The organism is Phycicoccus flavus (genome assembly GCF_004025965.2).
GTDB lineage: Bacteria > Actinomycetota > Actinomycetes > Actinomycetales > Dermatophilaceae > Phycicoccus > Phycicoccus flavus.
The window spans coordinates 1-15,556 of sequence record NZ_SAYU02000024.1 but is presented as its reverse complement, the minus strand read 5'-3'; the positions used below and the strand labels follow the sequence as shown (position 1 = coordinate 15,556).

The window sequence follows — 15,556 nt, the reverse complement described above, 5'->3', positions numbered from 1 at the left end:
CCGCCCGCCGGGCCGCCGCCGCCCCGCCGCCCGCGTCCGCTCTACGCTGGGCGCATCATGAGCGACCACACCTCCGAGCCCGCGGCCGCCCCGGACACGAGCGGCCTCCCCGGCCCGGTCCGCCTGCGCGTCGCGCCCTCGCCCACCGGCGACCCGCACGTCGGCACCGCGTACATGTCCCTGTTCAACCTCGCGTTCGCGCGCCAGCAGGGCGGCCGGTTCCTCCTGCGCATCGAGGACACCGACCGCGCCCGGTTCCGTGAGGACTCCGAGCAGCAGGTCTTCGACACGCTGCGCTGGCTGGGGCTCGGCTGGGACGAGGGCCCGGACGTCGGCGGCCCGTGCGCGCCGTACCGGCAGAGCGAGCGCCTCACGACCTACCGCCCCTACGTCGAGCGCCTGCTCGCCGACGGCCACGCCTACCGCTGCTGGTGCTCCACCGAGCGGCTGGCCGAGATGCGGGCCGACCAGCAGGCGTGCAAGCAGCCGACCGGCTACGACCGGCTCTGTCTCGGCAAGAGCGAGGAGGAGCGGCGCGCGCTGCCCGGGTTCTCCGAGACCCCGGTGGTGCGGATGCGCGTCCCCGACGACGTCGACCTCGCCTTCGAGGACCTCATCCGCGGCCGGCTCACCGCGCCCCGGCCCGACGACCAGGTGATCCTCAAGGCCGACGGCTTCCCGACCTACCACCTCGCCGTCGTCGTCGACGACCACGAGATGGGCATCACCCATGTCGTGCGCGGCGAGGAGTGGATCTCCTCGACCCCCAAGCACGTCCTCCTCTACCGCTGGCTCGGGCTCACGCCACCGGCCTTCGCGCACATGCCGCTGCTGCGCAACGAGAACAAGAGCAAGATCAGCAAGCGCAAGAACCCCGAGGCCCGCCTCACGTGGTTCGAGGAGCAGGGCTACCTGCCGGAGGCGCTCGTCAACTTCCTCGGCCTGCTCGCCTACCCGCCGGCCCAGGACGCCGACGGCAACGACGTCGAGGTGTTCGGGTTCGAGGACTTCGTCGCCCGCTTCGACTGGCGCGAGGTGAACCCGGTCGGCCCCATCTTCGACCTCAAGAAGCTCGACTGGCTGAACGGCGTGCACCTGCGCGCCCTCGAGCCGCAGGACTTCACCTCGCGGCTGCTGCCGTTCCTCCAGCGCGACGGGGTCCTGGGCGCAGCCCCGAGCCTCGGGGAGCTGGGGCGGCTCGAGCAGGTCGCCGCGCTCATCCAGACCCGGATCGCGCACCTCACCGAGGCGACCGAGCTCGTGGCTCCGTTCTACGTCGCCGACGACGCGGTGGAGGTCGCGGCCGACGCCCGGGCGCAGCTGAAGGACGACGCCCCCGCCGTGCTCGACGCGGCCGCCGACGCCCTGGCGGCCCTCCCCGACGAGCACGAGGGCCTGCTCGGCAGCGAGCCGACGTTCCGCGCGGAGGCCATCGAGGCGGCGCTGCGCGGCGCGGTCGTCGACGGGCTCGGCATCAAGCCGAAGTTTGCCTTCGGCCCGCTGCGCACCGCGGTGTCGGGGCGCCGGGTCAGCCCGCCGCTGTTCGAGTCCATGGAGATCCTCGGCAAGACCTCCACCCTCGCCCGCCTCGCCGCGCTCCGCGCGACCCTGTGACGGTCGCCGACCCGGTGCGGACGATCCAGGCCGTCCTCGTCGACGCCGACGACACCCTGTACGACACCCGCTCGGCGATGCACGCCGCGGGCGCCGTCGCCGCGGCCGCCCTGTGGCCCGACGCCGACCCCGACCGGACGGCGAGCGCCGGGGTGCGCTTCCGCGACGACCCCGAGGGCCACTTCTCGGCGTACACCCGCGGGGAGATCGAGTTCGACGAGATGCGCCGCGCGCGGCTGGCCGAGCTCGCCGGCTGGCTCGGTCAGGACGCCGGGTCGGACCTGTGGGCACGCTTCGAGGCCGTCTACGAGCCGGCCTTCCTCGGCGGGATGCGGGCCTTCCCCGACGTCCGGCCCGCGGTGGACGCCCTGCACGCGGCGGGCGTCGTCGTCGGCATCCTCACCAACTCCTCGGCGCGGTACACCGAGCGCAAGATGGCGGCGGCCGGGCTCACCGGGCTCGTCGACGTCGTGTGCACCCGGGACACCCTCGGGTTCGGCAAGCCGGACGCGCGCGCCTTCCACGAGGCCTGCGGCCGGCTCGAGGCCGACCCGGCCGCGACGCTCTACGTCGGCGACGAGCTGGGCCCGGACCCGGTGGGCGCGACCGACGCCGGTCTGCGCGCGGCCTGGCTCGTCCGGGACGGAGCGCCGGATCCGCGCGGTCTGCGTCTCCTCGCGGGGCGCGACGCAGTCGTCGTCCGCTCCCTCGCGGAGGTCCCCGCGCTCGTCACGCCGACCTCGGCGCGATTTGGGACGGGGGAGGGCGCCCGGTAGTATCGCCACTCGGTTCGCCGCTCGTCGCGCCCTCCGGGAACGTCGGTCGGCATACCCCATGGGGTATGGTGTAATTGGCAACACAGGTGATTCTGGTTCATCCGTTCTAGGTTCGAGTCCTGGTACCCCAGCTCTCGCCCCCGGCCTGCCGGAGGCGATTCGGAGAAAGCCCCGCCGTTCGGTAGAGTTCTCTCCCGTTGCGCGGCCCGCCCCGGCGGTCCGCCAGCACCCTGGCCCCGTTGTGTAGCGGCCTAGCACGCCGCCCTCTCAAGGCGGTAGCGCGGGTTCGAATCCCGTCGGGGCTACCAGGTGGCAAGGCCCGGTCCACAGCGGACCGGGCCTTCGTCGTGTGCGCGGGCCGCTCACCCGCGGTCCGCGCTCTCGGCCTCCTGCGCGAGCCGGCGCAGGACCAGCAGCAGCGGGTCGACGAGGGTCGTCCCGACGACCACGGTGCGCACGGCCTCCGCGGGCGAGGTCGCCCCGTCGACGAGGTCGAGGTCGACCCGGGCGACCTCGCGCATGGCCGCGGCGTACCGGCGCAGTCGCGGCTCGTCGACCGGGACCCCGGCCGAGCGGCGGGCCTCGACGGCCCGGCCGAGCGCCGCGACCTGCGGCCCGTCCGCGTGGACCCGCCAGCCGAGCCGGTCGACCAGGTCGCGACCGGACCCCCCGCCGTCCGCGGCGGCCGTGGGGGGCGCGAGCGTGGCGGCGGCGCCCAGCAGCTCGTGTCGCGTGGGCGGAGGCGCGTCGAGGGTGTCGACGACGCGGCGGACGGCGTCCAGGGAGAGCCCGGCGTGCTCGACGAGCGCCCGCACGAGCCGCACGCGGGCCACGTGCCCGTCGTCGTAGTCGGCCAGGGCCGACCCCGGCGCCGTGACGATCTGGCACGAGACCTACGCCGTCGAGCCGGGTGGCGTCGAGAGCGTGTACGCGGGTCCGGCGACGCTCGGGCTCGGGCGGGTGGCGGGGACGGTCCCGGTGCGCCGTCGCGGCGAGACCGCGCGGCAGCGGCTGCGCAGCGTCGTCACCCGGGCCTGACGCCGCCGTGCCGCCCGGCCGCCGTCAGGCGGTGCGGGAGCGCAGGGTCGCGGCCAGGGAGCAGATGCGGGCGTCGACCGCCGCGTCGCCGGTGGCGGCGTGCACGAGCCACGCGTCGTGCAGGTCCTCGAGGGTCGGCCAGCGGTCCTCCCACGTGACGAGGTGCTCGGCGAGGAGGTCGAAGACGTCGTCGCACAGCCGGGGGGCGAAGACGGCCACGGGCGTGCGGGCCTGGGTCAGGGCGGCTGCCCGGCGGGCCGCGACGGGGCCGCCGCCGACGACGACGGCGCGGCGTCCCTCGCGCGGGAAGGCGAGCAGCCGGGTGCGGTCGCGGGCGATGCGCCGGCCTGCGGTGGTCGGTGGCACGAGAGGCCTCCTTCGGCGTCCTCGGGTGTGGGCCGACGATGCCGCACCCATGTTGCCGGAACGCGCGCCGCATGTGTCCTGCCCGTTTCGGGGGGACCGGCCATCGGTCCAACCCCCGGACGGACCCGACGGTCGACGCCGCGGGGAGGCGCCCGGGACGACGGCCGTCTCGCCCGCCGACGGCCTCGCCCGCCGACGGCCTGGCACGCCGACGGCCACCCGGCGCGCGGGGCGCCGGGTGGCCGTCGGAGGGACGTCGGGGGTCAGCCCGCGTTGTAGCGCCTGGCCTTCCAGGGGCCGGTGATCGCGAAGACGACGCCCGGGTCCTGGGAGTTGGCGAAGAGGACCTGCCCGTTGGCGGAGAAGTTCGCCCCCGCCATCTCGCTGTCCTGCCGGTTGCGGGCGAGGAAGGCCCAGCCGCCCATGAGGTCGTCGAGGACGAGGTGGTTGACGCCGTCACCGTCCTCGCAGAGCACGAGGCCGCCGTGCGGGTTCACCGTGAGGTTGTCCGGGCCGTCGGGGTCGGTGTCCTGGTCGTCCGGGGTGTAGGCGAAGTACGTCGTGAGCGTCAGCGTGCCGGCGGCGGGGTCATGGAACCACACCTGGCCGTCGTGCTGGCCCGCCGAGCCGTCCGAGGTCCGCGCGAAGGAGGAGTCGAAGAAGAACCCGCCGTCGCCCCACCACATGCCCTCGAGCTTGCGGGCACGGGTGATCGCGCCGCCGGCGGTGCCGGAGGTGCTCGCCGTGTCGAACTGCTTGCGGGTCGAGGTCGTGCGGGCGTCGCGGTCCGGCACGGCCTTCCACGCGACGTCCAGCGTCGTCCCGAGCTCGGCGTACACCGACAGGTCCGGGACGAAGGCGCCGTCCTGCGTCACGTACATCGCCTCGAGGACGCCGGCGTCGTCGGCGAGGTCGCCGTAGCCGGTCGGCGCCGCGCCGTCGGGGGTCCAGCGGTAGAGCAGGCCGTTGGGGTTGCTCGCGTCCTCCGTGGAGTACACGTGGCCGCTGTCCGGGTCGACGGCGACGGCCTCGTGCGGGAAGCGCCCGAAGGCCTTGACCGGGCGGGCGTTGAGCGGGTTCTTCGGGTCGAACGGCCGCACCTCGAAGACGTAGCCGTGGTCCTTCATGATCCCCGCGGCCGGGTTGGCCCGGGTCTCGTTCTCCTCGCAGGACAGCCAGGTGCCCCAGGGGCTGAGGCCGCCGGCGCAGTTGGACCAGGTGCCGGCGAGCGAGACGACCTCGGAGACGCGGCGGCCCTGCTTGTCGACCGTGATCGAGGTGGTCCCGCCGCGCAGGCCCTCGTCGTAGGTGATGCCCGCGCGGTGCGGGACCGGCTGTGAGGCCGAGGTGCCGCACTCGTGGTTCGAGACGAGCACCCAGCCGCCACCGGGGCGGGCGAAGGAGCCGGTGCCGTCGTAGCGCGACGGGCTGGGCTCACCGCCGTCGGTGAGCGTCGTCGCCGGCACCGGGTTGCCGCTGTTGCCGGAGACCGCGAGGACGGAGTAGGAGAAGCCGGCCGGAAGGTCGAGCAGGCCGGCCGGGTCCGGGACGAGCGGGCCGTAGCCGACGGCTCCGCGCGCGCGGGCCGCGTCCGGGGTGGCCGCGCGCGGGGCGGCCGACGCGGCGGTCGCGGGGGCGACGCCGAGGGCCGCGGCGCCGGCACCGGTGGCCGCGATGCCGAGGACGGTGCGGCGGTTCATGCCTGTGCTCTGAGTCACGTGGGGTGTCCCTCCATGGGAGAAAGTCCGACGGCGCCGCACGGACCGGCGGTCGCCGTGGACCACCCTGGGCCGCCCGGGTGACACCTCGGGCGGACGCGACGTGACCGCAACGTGAACTTCAGCGGACGGGAGGGCGACCTCGCCGCCGGGTCCCCGCCGGCGGGCCGGAGGACCCCGTCGGAAGCGGCCGGGCCGGCTCAGCCGTGGTTCTGGACGTCCTGCTGGGCGGCGTGCCGCGCGAGCACCTCGGTGAGCTTGTTCGCCCCCGCCATGACGGTGGCGGCGTGCAGCCGGCCGGGCTGGCGGGAGAGCCGCTCGATGGGCCCGGAGATGGAGACGGCGGCGATGATCCGGCCGCTGGGAGAGCGGACCGGGGCCGAGACGGACGCGACGCCTGGCTCGCGCTCGCCGACGCTCTGGGCCCAGCCGCGACGGCGGACGCCGGAGAGCGAGGTGGCGGAGAAGGCCGCGCCCTGCAGGCCGCGGTGCAGGCGGTCCGGCTCCTCCCAGGCGAGGAGGACCTGGGCCGCCGAGCCGGCGCGCATCGACAGCGTCGCCCCGATGGGGATGGAGTCGCGCAGGCCGACGGGACGCTCGGCGGCCGAGACGCACACCCGGTACTCACCCTGACGGCGGAACAGCTGCGCGGACTCGTTCGTGTGGTCGCGCAGGGCGCCAAGCACGGGTCCGGCCGCGGCGAGCAGCCGGTCCTCGCCGGCGGCGGCCGCGAGCTCGGCCAGCCTCGGGCCGAGCACGAAGCGACCCTGGAGGTCGCGGGTCACGAGCCGGTGGTGCTCGAGGGCGACCGCCAGACGGTGCGCCGTCGGGCGCGCCAGGCCGGTCGCGGTGACGAGCTGGGCCAGGGTCGAGGGCCCCGCTTCGAGGGCGGAGAGCACGACCGCCGCCTTGTCGAGCACCCCGACCCCACTCGTGTTGTCCATGACTTGATATTGACGTCTCAGTGCCTGAGACGCAAGTCCAGGGGTGCCGACCGCGTGCGAATCTCGGAGGAGCGCGAGGGGGCCACCGTTGCCGCGCGCGCCCGCCCGACCCGGCCGCCACCGTGCGGCCCGTCCCCGCAAGGAGTGCAGCGCATGGCCGGAACCCTGGCCGAGAAGGTGTGGGAGTCGCACGTCGTCCACCGCGGCGAGGGCGAGCCGGACCTGCTCTACATCGACCTCCACCTCCTCCACGAGGTGACGAGCCCGCAGGCCTTCGACGGGCTGCGCGAGGCCGGCCGGCCCGTGCGCCGCCCCGAGCTGACCCTCGCCACCGAGGACCACAACGTGCCGACGACGCCGGGGCCGATCACCGACCCCGTGTCGCGCACGCAGGTCGAGACGCTGCGCCGCAATTGCGAGGAGTTCGGCGTGACGATCTACCCGATGGGCGACGCCGAGCAGGGCATCGTCCACGTCGTCGGCCCGCAGATCGGCCTCACCCAGCCGGGCATGACCATCGTCTGCGGCGACAGCCACACCTCCACCCACGGCGCGTTCGGTGCGCTCGCCTTCGGCATCGGCACCTCCGAGGTCGAGCACGTGCTCGCCACCCAGACCCTCCCGCTCAAGCCCTTCCGGACGATGTCCGTGACGGTCGACGGCGAGCTGGCCGACGGCGTGACAGCCAAGGACGTCGTCCTCGCCGTCATCGCGAAGATCGGCACCGGCGGGGGCCAGGGGTACGTCATCGAGTACCGCGGCAGCGCCATCCGCGCCCTGTCCATGGAGGCGCGGATGACGGTGTGCAACATGTCGATCGAGGCCGGCGCCCGGGCGGGGATGATCGCGCCGGACGAGACGACCTTCGCCTACGTGCAGGGCCGTCCGCACGCCCCGACCGGCGCCGACTGGGACGCCGCCGTCGCCGCCTGGAGCGAGCTGCGCAGCGACGACGACGCCGAGTTCGACACCGAGGTCGTCCTCGACGCCGCCGAGCTCACCCCGTTCGTCACGTGGGGCACCAACCCGGGCCAGGGCAGCCCGCTCGGCGAGGCCGTCCCCGACCCCGAGCTCATGGGCGACGACAACGACAAGGTCGCGGCCCGCCGGGCGCTGGAGTACATGGGCCTGGAGGCCGGCACGCCGCTGCGTGAGATCCACGTCGACACCGTCTTCGTCGGCTCCTGCACCAACGGCCGGATCGAGGACCTGCGCGCCGCCGCCGCCGTCATCGAGGGCCGGCGCGTGGCCGAGGGCGTGCGGATGCTCGTCGTCCCCGGCTCCGCGCGGGTCCGGCTCCAGGCCGAGCAGGAGGGGCTGGACGCCGTGTTCACCGCCGCGGGAGCCGAGTGGCGCCTGCCCGGCTGCTCGATGTGCCTCGGCATGAACCCCGACCAGCTGGCGCCGGGGGAGCGCAGCGCCTCGACCTCCAACCGCAACTTCGAGGGCCGGCAGGGCAAGGGAGGGCGCACCCACCTCGTGTCGCCGCTCGTCGCCGCCGCCACCGCGGTGCGCGGCACGCTGTCCAGTCCCGCCGACCTCGAGCCGAAGGAGGCGCTGGTCTGATGGAGAGCTTCACGACCCACACCGGCGTCGGGGTCCCGCTGCGCCGCAGCAACGTCGACACCGACCAGATCATCCCCGCCGTCTACCTCAAGCGGGTGACACGCTCCGGCTTCGAGGACGGCCTCTTCGCCGCCTGGCGCACCGACGAGACCTTCGTCCTCAACGACCCGAGCTACAGCGCCGGCTCCGTGCTCGTCGCCGGCCCCGACTTCGGCACCGGCTCCTCGCGCGAGCACGCCGTCTGGGCGCTGATGAACTACGGCTTCCGCGTCGTCATCTCGTCGCGGTTCGCCGACATCTTCCGCGGCAACAGCGGCAAGCAGGGCCTGCTCACCGCCCAGTGCACGCAGGACGACGTCGAGCTGCTCTGGAAGCTCCTCGAGAACGAGCCCGGCACGTCGGTCACCGTCGACCTGGAGTCGCGCACCGTCACGGCCGGGGACCTCGTCGCGTCGTTCGAGGTCGACGACTACACCCGGTGGCGGCTGCTCGAGGGCCTCGACGACATCAGCCTCTCGCTGCGGCACGAGGCCGACATCGACGCCTTCGAGGGCTCGCGCCCGGCCTGGAAGCCCCGCGTCACGGCCTGACCCGCCCTCGTCCGCGGGGGCCCGCGGAGCGCCCCCGCACCTCCTCCCGGGGCGGGCGCCGTCGTCAACAGGCTGCCCTGAGGGGTGGACTCGCCTCTCCTGCACCCAATAGCGTCGGGGTGAACGGGCCGGTCGTCCGGTCCGGGCAGCCATCGCCGTCGGCTCCGACCGGCGCCCGATCGACGGAGGACGCACGTGAACAAGGCAGACCTCATCCGGGAGCTCGAGAAGACCCTCGGCAGTCGCAAGGCCGCCACCGAGGCGCTCGACACCGTCTTCGACACGATCGTCCGGGAGGTGGTGCGCGGCGGCAAGGTGGCGATCACCGGGTTCGGCACCTTCGACCGGGTCGACCGCGCCGCCCGCACCGGCCGCAACCCGCACACCGGCACCTCGGTGCGGATCCCGGAGAGCAAGTCCCCGCGCTTCCGTCCCGGCACGGCGTTCAAGGACTACGTCCACGCCCCGAGCAGCCTGCCCACGTCCGCCCCCGCCACCGGACGCGCCGCGGCGGGCACCGCGGCGACGTCCGGCACGTCCGCCACCCGCAAGGCGGCCGCGAAGAAGGCCGCGTCCGCGAGCACGGGCGGCAGCGCGAAGAAGACGACGGCGAAGAAGACCGCGAAGAAGAGCGCGACGAAGAAGACGGCGACCACGGCCTCCACGAAGAAGGCGTCCGCGAAGAAGGCGACGAAGAAGTCCTGACGCCCGCGGCCGGCGCGGCCGCCGTCAGCGGATGGTCTCGCCCGGCCCGATCCCGACGACCCACACCCGCGTCGCCGTCCGGCCGGTGGCGTCGAGTTCGATGCTCACGCGCTGACCGGGGCGCAGGTGCAGCAGTCCGCTGTCGACGACCGAGTCCAGGGGCACCCGCACCTCGAGGCCGTCGTCGAGCAGGGCGCTGCCGGTGCCGTCGTCCGACGTGGCCGGGGGGTGGTGGATCGTCGCCTGCACGCCCGGCAGGGTAGCGCGGGCCAGGGCGCCCCGGCTGTGCCGGCCGAGGCCCAGCTCGACGGCGTCGGCGAGGGACGCGGCGTCGTCGACGTCGGTGCGCAGGCCCGGGGCGTCGGGGGACTGCTCCCGGTAGCCGAGCGCGCGGTGGGCGGCGGCGCTGCCCGCGCCGAAGCGGGTGGGGACCTCCTGGCCGGTCTGCAGGGGGGCGACGAGCAGGGCCGTGCCGGTGCCGTCGGCGTCCGGGACGACGGCGGGCGCCGCGGCCAGCAGCCCGGGGAGGACGGCGGCGAGTCCGGGTCCGGTGAGGGCGGGGTGGTCGCCCAGGAGGACGGCCACGTGCGTCGCCCCGCCCTGCGACCCCGCGACCTCGACGCCGGCGGCGACGGCGGCGTCGAGCCCGCCGCCGGGGTCCATGACGGCCCGGCAGCCGGCCTCCTGCGCCCACAGGGCGACGAGCGGGTCGGCCGTGACGACGAGGACCGGCGCGTATGGCAGCCCCTCCCGGACGGCGGCGACGGTGTCCCGGGCGAAGGCGTCGGCCAGCGCCGTCCGGTGCTCGTGCGGCAGCGCGAGCCGGGACTTGGCCAGCGGGCCGCCCTTGACCGGGACGACGACCGCGACCCTCGGTGGTAACGCCACGTGCACGATCCTGCCAAGCCGCCGTGGCACGCTCGACATCGACCCCGGGCCCGGCGACAATGCCGGGACCCCCCGCACGGAAGGCAGCAGGTGAGCACCGCCCAGGACAACTCGCGGCCCTTCGGCTACCGGTTCGCCATCCGCGTGCTCCGGCCGCTCCTCGTGGCCCTCACCCGCCGCGAGTGGTCCGGCGCCGAGCACCTGCCCACCGAGGGCGGTTGGGTGGTCTGCACGAACCACACCTCGCACGTCGACCCGCTGGTCTTCGCCCACTTCATGGTCGACCACGGCTACGCGCCCCGGTTCCTCGGCAAGAACAGCGTCTTCGAGGTGCCCGTGGTCGGCGCGGTGCTGCGCTCGGCCGACCAGATCCCGGTCTACCGCGAGACCGGACGGGCCGTCGGGGCCTACCGCGCCGCGGTCGAGGCGGTGCACGCCGGCAAGTGCGTCGCCATCTACCCCGACGGCACGCTGACCCGCGACCCCGACCTGTGGCCGATGCGTGGCAAGACCGGGGCGGCCCGCGTCGCCCTGGCCACCCGCTGCCCGGTCGTCCCGGTCGCCACCTGGGGCCCGCACGAGATCCTCGCGCCCTACGCGAGGCGTCCGCGGCTGTTCGGCCGGCCGACGATGCACGTGCGGGCGGGGGCGCCCGTCGACCTCGCCGACCTCTACGACCGCCCGGTGACGACGGAGGTGCTCACGGAGGCGACGGCGCGCGTCGTCGCCGCCGTCACCGCCCTCCTCGAGGAGGTCCGCGGCGAGCAGGCCCCCGCCCGGCGCTTCGACCCGCGCCACGCCGGCGTCACGAGCACCGGCCGGCCCCGGTCCCTGCCGCCCGACGCCGGTCGGGAGCGCGCGTCGTGAGCCGGGCCGCCGTCTACGGCACCGGCAGCTGGGGCACGGCCTTCGCCGCCGTGCTCGCCGACGCCGGAACCCCGGTGACGATGTGGGGCCGCCGGGCCGAGGTCGTCGAGCAGGTCAACGCCGGCGTCAACGAGGAGTACCTGCCCGAGCTCCGGCTGCCGGGCACCGTCCGCGCCACCACCGACCCGGCCGAGGCCGCCGACGGCGCCGACGTCGTGGTCCTCGCGGTGCCCAGCCAGACGCTGCGCGACAACCTCGCGGCCTGGGGCGGGGTGCTGCCGCGCGAGGCCGCCGTCGTGTCGCTGATGAAGGGCGTCGAGCTCGGGACGACCAAGCGGATGTCCGAGGTCGTCGCGGAGGCCGGCGGGGTCGACCCCGAGCGCGTCGTCGTCGTGTCCGGCCCGAACCTCGCCCGCGAGATCGCCGCCAAGCAGCCCGCCGCCTCGGTCGTCGCCTCCCGCGACGAGCGCATGGCCGAGCGGGTGGCCGCGGCCTGCGCGGCGCCGTACTTCCGGCCGTACACGACCGACGACGTCGTCGGCATCGAGATCGCCGGCGCCGTGAAGAACGTCATCGCCCTCGCCGTCGGCGTCGCCGAGGGCCTGGGCATGGGCGACAACTCCAAGGCCTCGATCATCACCCGCGGCCTGGCCGAGACCACCCGGCTGGGCACGGCGGTCGGCGGCCGGGCGGTGACCTTCGCCGGACTCGCCGGGGTCGGTGACCTCATCGCGACGTGCATGTCGCCGCTGTCGCGCAACCACTCCTTCGGGGTCCGGCTGGGGCAGGGCATGTCCGTCGACGAGGTCGTGGCCCTCACCCGGCAGACCGCCGAGGGCGTGAAGTCGTGCACGTCGGTCGTCGCGCTGGCGCAGGCGCACGGCGTCGACGTGCCGATCATCGAGCAGGTCGACGCGATGATCCGGCACGGGCGCACCCCGCAGGACGTCGTCACCGCCCTGCTGTCCCGGCCGCGCAAGGCCGAGACCGGCTGACCCGGCCGGGTGGCGCCGGCCGGGGTCAGTGCCCCGGGGCCGTGTCCAGGGCGCCGGACAGGTCGCGCCACAAGTCTTCGACGTCCTCGACGCCCACCGACAGCCGCAGCAGGCTCTCCGGGACGGCCTCGGGCTCACCGGGCTGGCGGCGGCGGCGCTCGAGGAGGGACTCGACCCCGCCGAGGCTCGTCGCGTGCGTCCACACCCGCACCGCGGCGGCCACCCGCTCGGCGCCCTCGGCCCCGCCCTCGACCTCGATGCTCACGATCGCGCCCCAGCCGGGGTAGCGGACCCGGGTGACGGCCCCGTGGCCGGCCAACCGGCCGGCGAGGTCGGCGGCGCTGGCGCAGGAGCGCTCGACCCGCAGGTGCAGCGTGCGCAGGCCCCGGAGGGCGAGCCAGGTCTCCACCGGGCCCGGGACGCCGCCACCGAGCTGGCGGTGCCGGCGCAGCCGGGCGTGCAGCACGCGTCCGGCGTCGGTGGGGGCGGTGACGACCGCCCCGAGGAGGACGTCGCTGTGGCCGGAGAGGTACTTCGTCGCGGAGTGGACGACGACGTCGACGCCGTCGGCCAGCGGGGTCTGCAGCAGCGGCGTCGCGAAGGTGTTGTCCAGGACGCTGAGCACGCCGTGCTCGCGGGCAGCCGCGGCGAGGGCGGGGACGTCGGCGACCTCGAGCAGCGGGTTGGTCGGGGACTCCAGCCACAGCAGGTCCGCGCCGGGCAGGGCGGCCGTGACCGCGGCGGTGTCGGTGGGGTCGACCCGGCGGACGACGACGGCGCCCGCGTCCTCCCGGTCGGCGAGCGTCGCGAGCACGCCGTTGTACGCGGCGTCCGGCACGACGACCGTCCCGCCGTGGGGGAGCAGGGACAAGGCCGCGGTGACGGCGGCCATGCCCGAGGCGAGGACGAGCGCGTCGCCGCCCTCCAGCGCGCCGAGCGCCTCCTCGAACGCGCGCCAGGTGGGGTTGTCCACCCGGCCGTAGTTGACCGGACCGTCGGCGTGGTAGGTCGAGGTGAGGACGAGCGGGGAGCCGACCTGGGCCCCCGGGACGGCGGGCTCACGGCCGAGGGCGACGAGCCGGGTGGCCGGCGCGAGGTCGTCGGCGGGCGGGAGGGCGGCGCTCGGCTCGTCGGTCACGGGTCCCCAGCGTACGGACGACTAGGCTCACCTGCGATGTCCGAGCCCACCAGCGACAAGATCCGCATCGCCCTCGTCTTCGGGGGTCGCTCCAGCGAGCACGCCGTCTCGTGCTCGACGGCTGCCAGCGTCCTCGAGGCGCTCGACCGCGACCGCTACGAGGTGGTGCCGGTCGGCATCGCCAAGGACGGACACTGGGTGCTCGCCGACGACGACCCGGAGCGGCTGCGGCTGGCCCGCGGCCACGAGCCCGAGGTCGACGGCAGCGGCGCCAGTGTCGTCGTGCCGACGAGCACGGCGGACCGCAGCCTCGTCGTCCACGAGGCCGGGCAGCCGCCACGCACCCTCGGCGAGGTCGACGTCGTCTTCCCGCTGCTGCACGGGCCGTTCGGGGAGGACGGCACGATCCAGGGCCTGCTCGACCTCGCCGACGTCCGGTACGTCGGGTCCGGGGTCACGGCGTCCGCGGTGATGATGGACAAGGCGGTGATGAAGACCGTCCTCCTCGCGGCCGGGCTGCCGGTGGGGCCCTACGTCGTCATCACCGACCGCGAGTGGCGGCGGGACCGGGCGGCGGCGATGGAGGCCGTCGGCGCGCTGGACCTGCCGGTGTTCGTCAAGCCGGCGCGGGCCGGGTCGAGCATGGGGATCTCCAAGGTCACGACGCTGGAGGACCTCGAGGCCGCCGTCGAGGCCGCGCGCGAGCACGACCCCAAGGTCGTCGTCGAGCAGGGCGTCAGCGGCCGCGAGATCGAGTGCGGCGTCCTCGAGGGGCACGGCACCGAGCCTCCGCGCACGAGCGAGCTGGGGGAGTGCGTCGTCCTCTCCGGCCACGACTTCTACGACTTCGAGGCCAAGTACATCTCCGGCGACGACGAGGTGCGCCTGACGACGCCTGCCGACGTGCCCGACGAGGTCGCGGCGGAGATCCGCGAGATGGCCGCCCGCGCCTTCGAGGTCGCGGGGTGCGAGGGGCTGGCGCGGGTCGACTTCTTCCTGCGCGAGGACGGCCGCGTCGTCCTCAACGAGGTGAACACGATGCCCGGCTTCACACCGAGCTCGATGTTCCCGCGGATGTGGGCGGCGTCCGGCGTCGACTACCCCTCGCTCATCGACGAGCTCGTCTCGCTCGCCCTGGAGCGGCGCGTCGGGCTGCGCTGACGAGCGCGCTGACGAGCGCGCTCACGCGGGTCAGCGGCAGCGCAGGTCGTTGCGCGGCAGGGCCTTCGCCGCCGCGGTGAAGGCGGGCAGCAGGAGGGGAGCGGGGTCGTAGGCCGACGGGACGAGCACCTCCAGCGCGGGCTGGGTGCCGAAGGAGGTGAACCGGGTGCCGTCGGACAGGGGCTCGGGGATCCAGCCGGCGCCGTCGACCTCGAGGCACTCGGTGGACGTCGGGCCGGGAGCGGCGACGCCGCAGCGGGCGACGACGGCCGGGTCGCCCCAGGCGGCGACGGCCGGGTCGGTGGGGTCGGTGGCGCGGCGGTCCAGGCCGCTCACGGTGCTCGGCCAGGGGACCTCGCCGCACGCGGCGCCCGCGCCGGGGACGGCGACCTCGACCGCCGAGGAGCACCCGGACAGCAGCACGGCGGCGGCCGTGGCCGCCGCTCGCAGGGCCGGGCCGGTCAGGCGCGGACCGGGCATGCCGGGGTCCTGGCCGTGGCCGGGAGCAGGAGCACGCTCAGACGTGGACGACCGTGCAGGTGAGGGTGCGGGTGATGCCGTCGGTGTCCTGGATCTTGGAGATGACGAGCTTGCCGAGGTCGTCGACCGTGCCGGCCTCGACGCGGGCGATGACGTCGTACGGGCCGGTGACGTCCTCGGCGAGGACGACGCCGTCGATCCGGGCGATCGCTTCCGCCACGGACGCGGCCTTGCCGACGTCGGTCTGCACGAGGATGTACGCCTGAACCACTGAGTCCACCTTTGTCGTCGACGGCCGGGTCCTGGGCGACACCGGCGGCTGGGCCCCGCCGCGACGGGGACGCGGCAGACGCTACCGTGCCGGTGGTCCGCACGTCACCGCAGGGAGGAGGGCCCGTGCAGCGCCTCCGCGACCTCACCGAGGCCGAGCTCCTGGCCCGCGTCCTGCCCGTCTACGGGGGCTTGCCGGCCGACCCGCGGGCCGTCCCCGTGGGCCCCGGGGACGACGCCGCCGTCCTCGCCGCGCCGTCCGGCTCGGTGGTGGCGACGACCGACGGCATGGTCGCCGTCCGCGACTGGCGTGACGAGTGGTCCACCGGGTACGACGTGGGCGTCAAGCTCGCCGCGCAGAACCTCGCGGACGTCGCCGCCATGGGCGCCCGGCCCACCGGGCTGCTCGTCTCGCTCGTCGCCGACCCCGCGACACCGGT

Annotated in this window: 17 protein-coding genes, 2 tRNA genes and 1 pseudogene; 12 read left to right on the top strand and 8 right to left on the bottom strand. The window is 75.2% G+C overall.

Features of this window, described 5'->3' with window-relative positions:
• Positions 1 to 57: 57 nt before the first annotated feature.
• From gltX to EPD83_RS08915, 4 genes are all read left to right on the top strand, one after another.
• Positions 58 to 1,614: a glutamate--tRNA ligase gene (gene gltX, locus EPD83_RS08930; protein WP_165566486.1), complete on the top strand. Its 1,557-nt coding sequence runs from the start codon at positions 58 to 60 to the stop codon at positions 1,612 to 1,614.
• On the top strand, positions 1,611 to 2,390 hold the full coding sequence (locus tag EPD83_RS08925) for an HAD family hydrolase (protein WP_165566485.1): 780 nt from the start codon (positions 1,611 to 1,613) through the stop codon (positions 2,388 to 2,390). Before gltX ends, EPD83_RS08925 begins: the two co-directional genes overlap by 4 nt.
• 59 nt (positions 2,391 to 2,449) lie before the next feature.
• Positions 2,450 to 2,521, top strand: a tRNA-Gln gene (locus tag EPD83_RS08920).
• Positions 2,522 to 2,622: 101 nt separating this feature from the next.
• Positions 2,623 to 2,698, top strand: a tRNA-Glu gene (locus EPD83_RS08915).
• Positions 2,699 to 2,752: 54 nt separating this feature from the next.
• On the opposite strand, the gene EPD83_RS08910 is transcribed toward EPD83_RS08915, so the two are convergent.
• A complete protein-coding gene (locus EPD83_RS08910) occupies positions 2,753 to 3,247 on the bottom strand; it encodes a MerR family transcriptional regulator (protein WP_407676020.1) in 495 nt (164 codons plus the stop codon).
• A gap of 13 nt (positions 3,248 to 3,260) precedes the next feature.
• Between EPD83_RS08910 and EPD83_RS08905 the strand changes: the two are divergent.
• Positions 3,261 to 3,428, top strand: a pseudogene (locus tag EPD83_RS08905) (DUF4188 domain-containing protein); the annotation flags it as partial.
• A 24-nt stretch (positions 3,429 to 3,452) separates the two neighbouring features.
• Here the strand turns inward: EPD83_RS08905 and EPD83_RS08900 are convergent.
• The 3 genes from EPD83_RS08900 to EPD83_RS08890 all read right to left on the bottom strand — a co-directional run bounded on the left by EPD83_RS08900 (position 3,453) and on the right by EPD83_RS08890 (position 6,456).
• The gene (locus EPD83_RS08900; RefSeq protein ID WP_164896247.1) at positions 3,453 to 3,794 is read right to left on the bottom strand and encodes a precorrin-2 dehydrogenase/sirohydrochlorin ferrochelatase family protein; all 342 of its coding nucleotides are present in this window, start codon (positions 3,792 to 3,794) and stop codon (positions 3,453 to 3,455) included.
• Between the two features lie 263 nt (positions 3,795 to 4,057).
• Entirely contained in the window at positions 4,058 to 5,494 is a 1,437-nt protein-coding gene (locus tag EPD83_RS08895) for an alkaline phosphatase PhoX (protein WP_128366219.1), read from the bottom strand.
• 218 nt (positions 5,495 to 5,712) lie between these two features.
• Positions 5,713 to 6,456: an IclR family transcriptional regulator gene (locus EPD83_RS08890; protein WP_128366218.1), complete on the bottom strand. Its 744-nt coding sequence runs from the start codon at positions 6,454 to 6,456 to the stop codon at positions 5,713 to 5,715.
• 153 nt (positions 6,457 to 6,609) lie between these two features.
• Here EPD83_RS08890 and leuC point away from each other — a divergent pair, with 153 nt between their 5' ends.
• The 3 genes from leuC (at position 6,610) to EPD83_RS08875 (ending at position 9,317) form a co-directional block, all read left to right on the top strand.
• On the top strand, positions 6,610 to 8,022 hold the full coding sequence (gene leuC, locus EPD83_RS08885) for a 3-isopropylmalate dehydratase large subunit (RefSeq protein ID WP_128366217.1): 1,413 nt from the start codon (positions 6,610 to 6,612) through the stop codon (positions 8,020 to 8,022).
• Positions 8,022 to 8,612, top strand: a complete 591-nt coding sequence (gene leuD / locus EPD83_RS08880; protein WP_128366216.1) for a 3-isopropylmalate dehydratase small subunit — start codon at positions 8,022 to 8,024, stop codon at positions 8,610 to 8,612. Before leuC ends, leuD begins: the two co-directional genes overlap by 1 nt.
• 195 nt (positions 8,613 to 8,807) lie before the next feature.
• Complete coding sequence (locus EPD83_RS08875; protein ID WP_128366215.1) at positions 8,808 to 9,317, top strand: HU family DNA-binding protein; 510 nt, start codon at positions 8,808 to 8,810, stop codon at positions 9,315 to 9,317.
• Positions 9,318 to 9,341: 24 nt separating this feature from the next.
• Here EPD83_RS08875 and cofC read toward each other — a convergent pair whose 3' ends face one another.
• The gene (cofC, locus tag EPD83_RS08870; RefSeq protein WP_205859476.1) at positions 9,342 to 10,205 is read right to left on the bottom strand and encodes a 2-phospho-L-lactate guanylyltransferase; all 864 of its coding nucleotides are present in this window, start codon (positions 10,203 to 10,205) and stop codon (positions 9,342 to 9,344) included.
• Positions 10,206 to 10,295: 90 nt separating this feature from the next.
• Between cofC and EPD83_RS08865 the strand changes: the two genes are divergently transcribed.
• Together EPD83_RS08865 and EPD83_RS08860 are read left to right on the top strand one after the other, a co-directional pair.
• The gene (locus EPD83_RS08865; RefSeq protein ID WP_235950429.1) at positions 10,296 to 11,072 is read left to right on the top strand and encodes a lysophospholipid acyltransferase family protein; all 777 of its coding nucleotides are present in this window, start codon (positions 10,296 to 10,298) and stop codon (positions 11,070 to 11,072) included.
• On the top strand, positions 11,069 to 12,067 hold the full coding sequence (locus EPD83_RS08860; protein WP_128367716.1) for an NAD(P)H-dependent glycerol-3-phosphate dehydrogenase: 999 nt from the start codon (positions 11,069 to 11,071) through the stop codon (positions 12,065 to 12,067). Before EPD83_RS08865 ends, EPD83_RS08860 begins: the two co-directional genes overlap by 4 nt.
• A gap of 25 nt (positions 12,068 to 12,092) precedes the next feature.
• Here the strand turns inward: EPD83_RS08860 and EPD83_RS08855 are convergent, their stop codons facing one another.
• Positions 12,093 to 13,205: a trans-sulfuration enzyme family protein gene (locus tag EPD83_RS08855; protein WP_128367715.1), complete on the bottom strand. Its 1,113-nt coding sequence runs from the start codon at positions 13,203 to 13,205 to the stop codon at positions 12,093 to 12,095.
• Between the two features lie 36 nt (positions 13,206 to 13,241).
• On the opposite strand from EPD83_RS08855, the gene EPD83_RS08850 reads away from it, so the two are divergent.
• Positions 13,242 to 14,366 carry a D-alanine--D-alanine ligase family protein gene (locus EPD83_RS08850; protein WP_128367714.1) on the top strand — a complete coding sequence of 375 codons (1,125 nt, stop codon included), beginning with the start codon at positions 13,242 to 13,244 and terminating at the stop codon, positions 14,364 to 14,366.
• Between the two features lie 30 nt (positions 14,367 to 14,396).
• On the opposite strand, the gene EPD83_RS08845 is transcribed toward EPD83_RS08850, so the two are convergent.
• Together EPD83_RS08845 and EPD83_RS08840 are read right to left on the bottom strand one after the other, a co-directional pair.
• Complete coding sequence (locus tag EPD83_RS08845) at positions 14,397 to 14,846, bottom strand: DUF3515 family protein (RefSeq protein WP_128368630.1); 450 nt, start codon at positions 14,844 to 14,846, stop codon at positions 14,397 to 14,399.
• Between the two features lie 37 nt (positions 14,847 to 14,883).
• Entirely contained in the window at positions 14,884 to 15,117 is a 234-nt protein-coding gene (locus tag EPD83_RS08840) for an Lrp/AsnC family transcriptional regulator (protein ID WP_128368629.1), read from the bottom strand.
• 125 nt (positions 15,118 to 15,242) lie between these two features.
• On the opposite strand from EPD83_RS08840, the gene EPD83_RS08835 reads away from it, so the two are divergent.
• A partial coding sequence (locus EPD83_RS08835; RefSeq protein ID WP_235950428.1) for an AIR synthase related protein occupies positions 15,243 to 15,556 on the top strand: 314 nt, incomplete at its 3' end.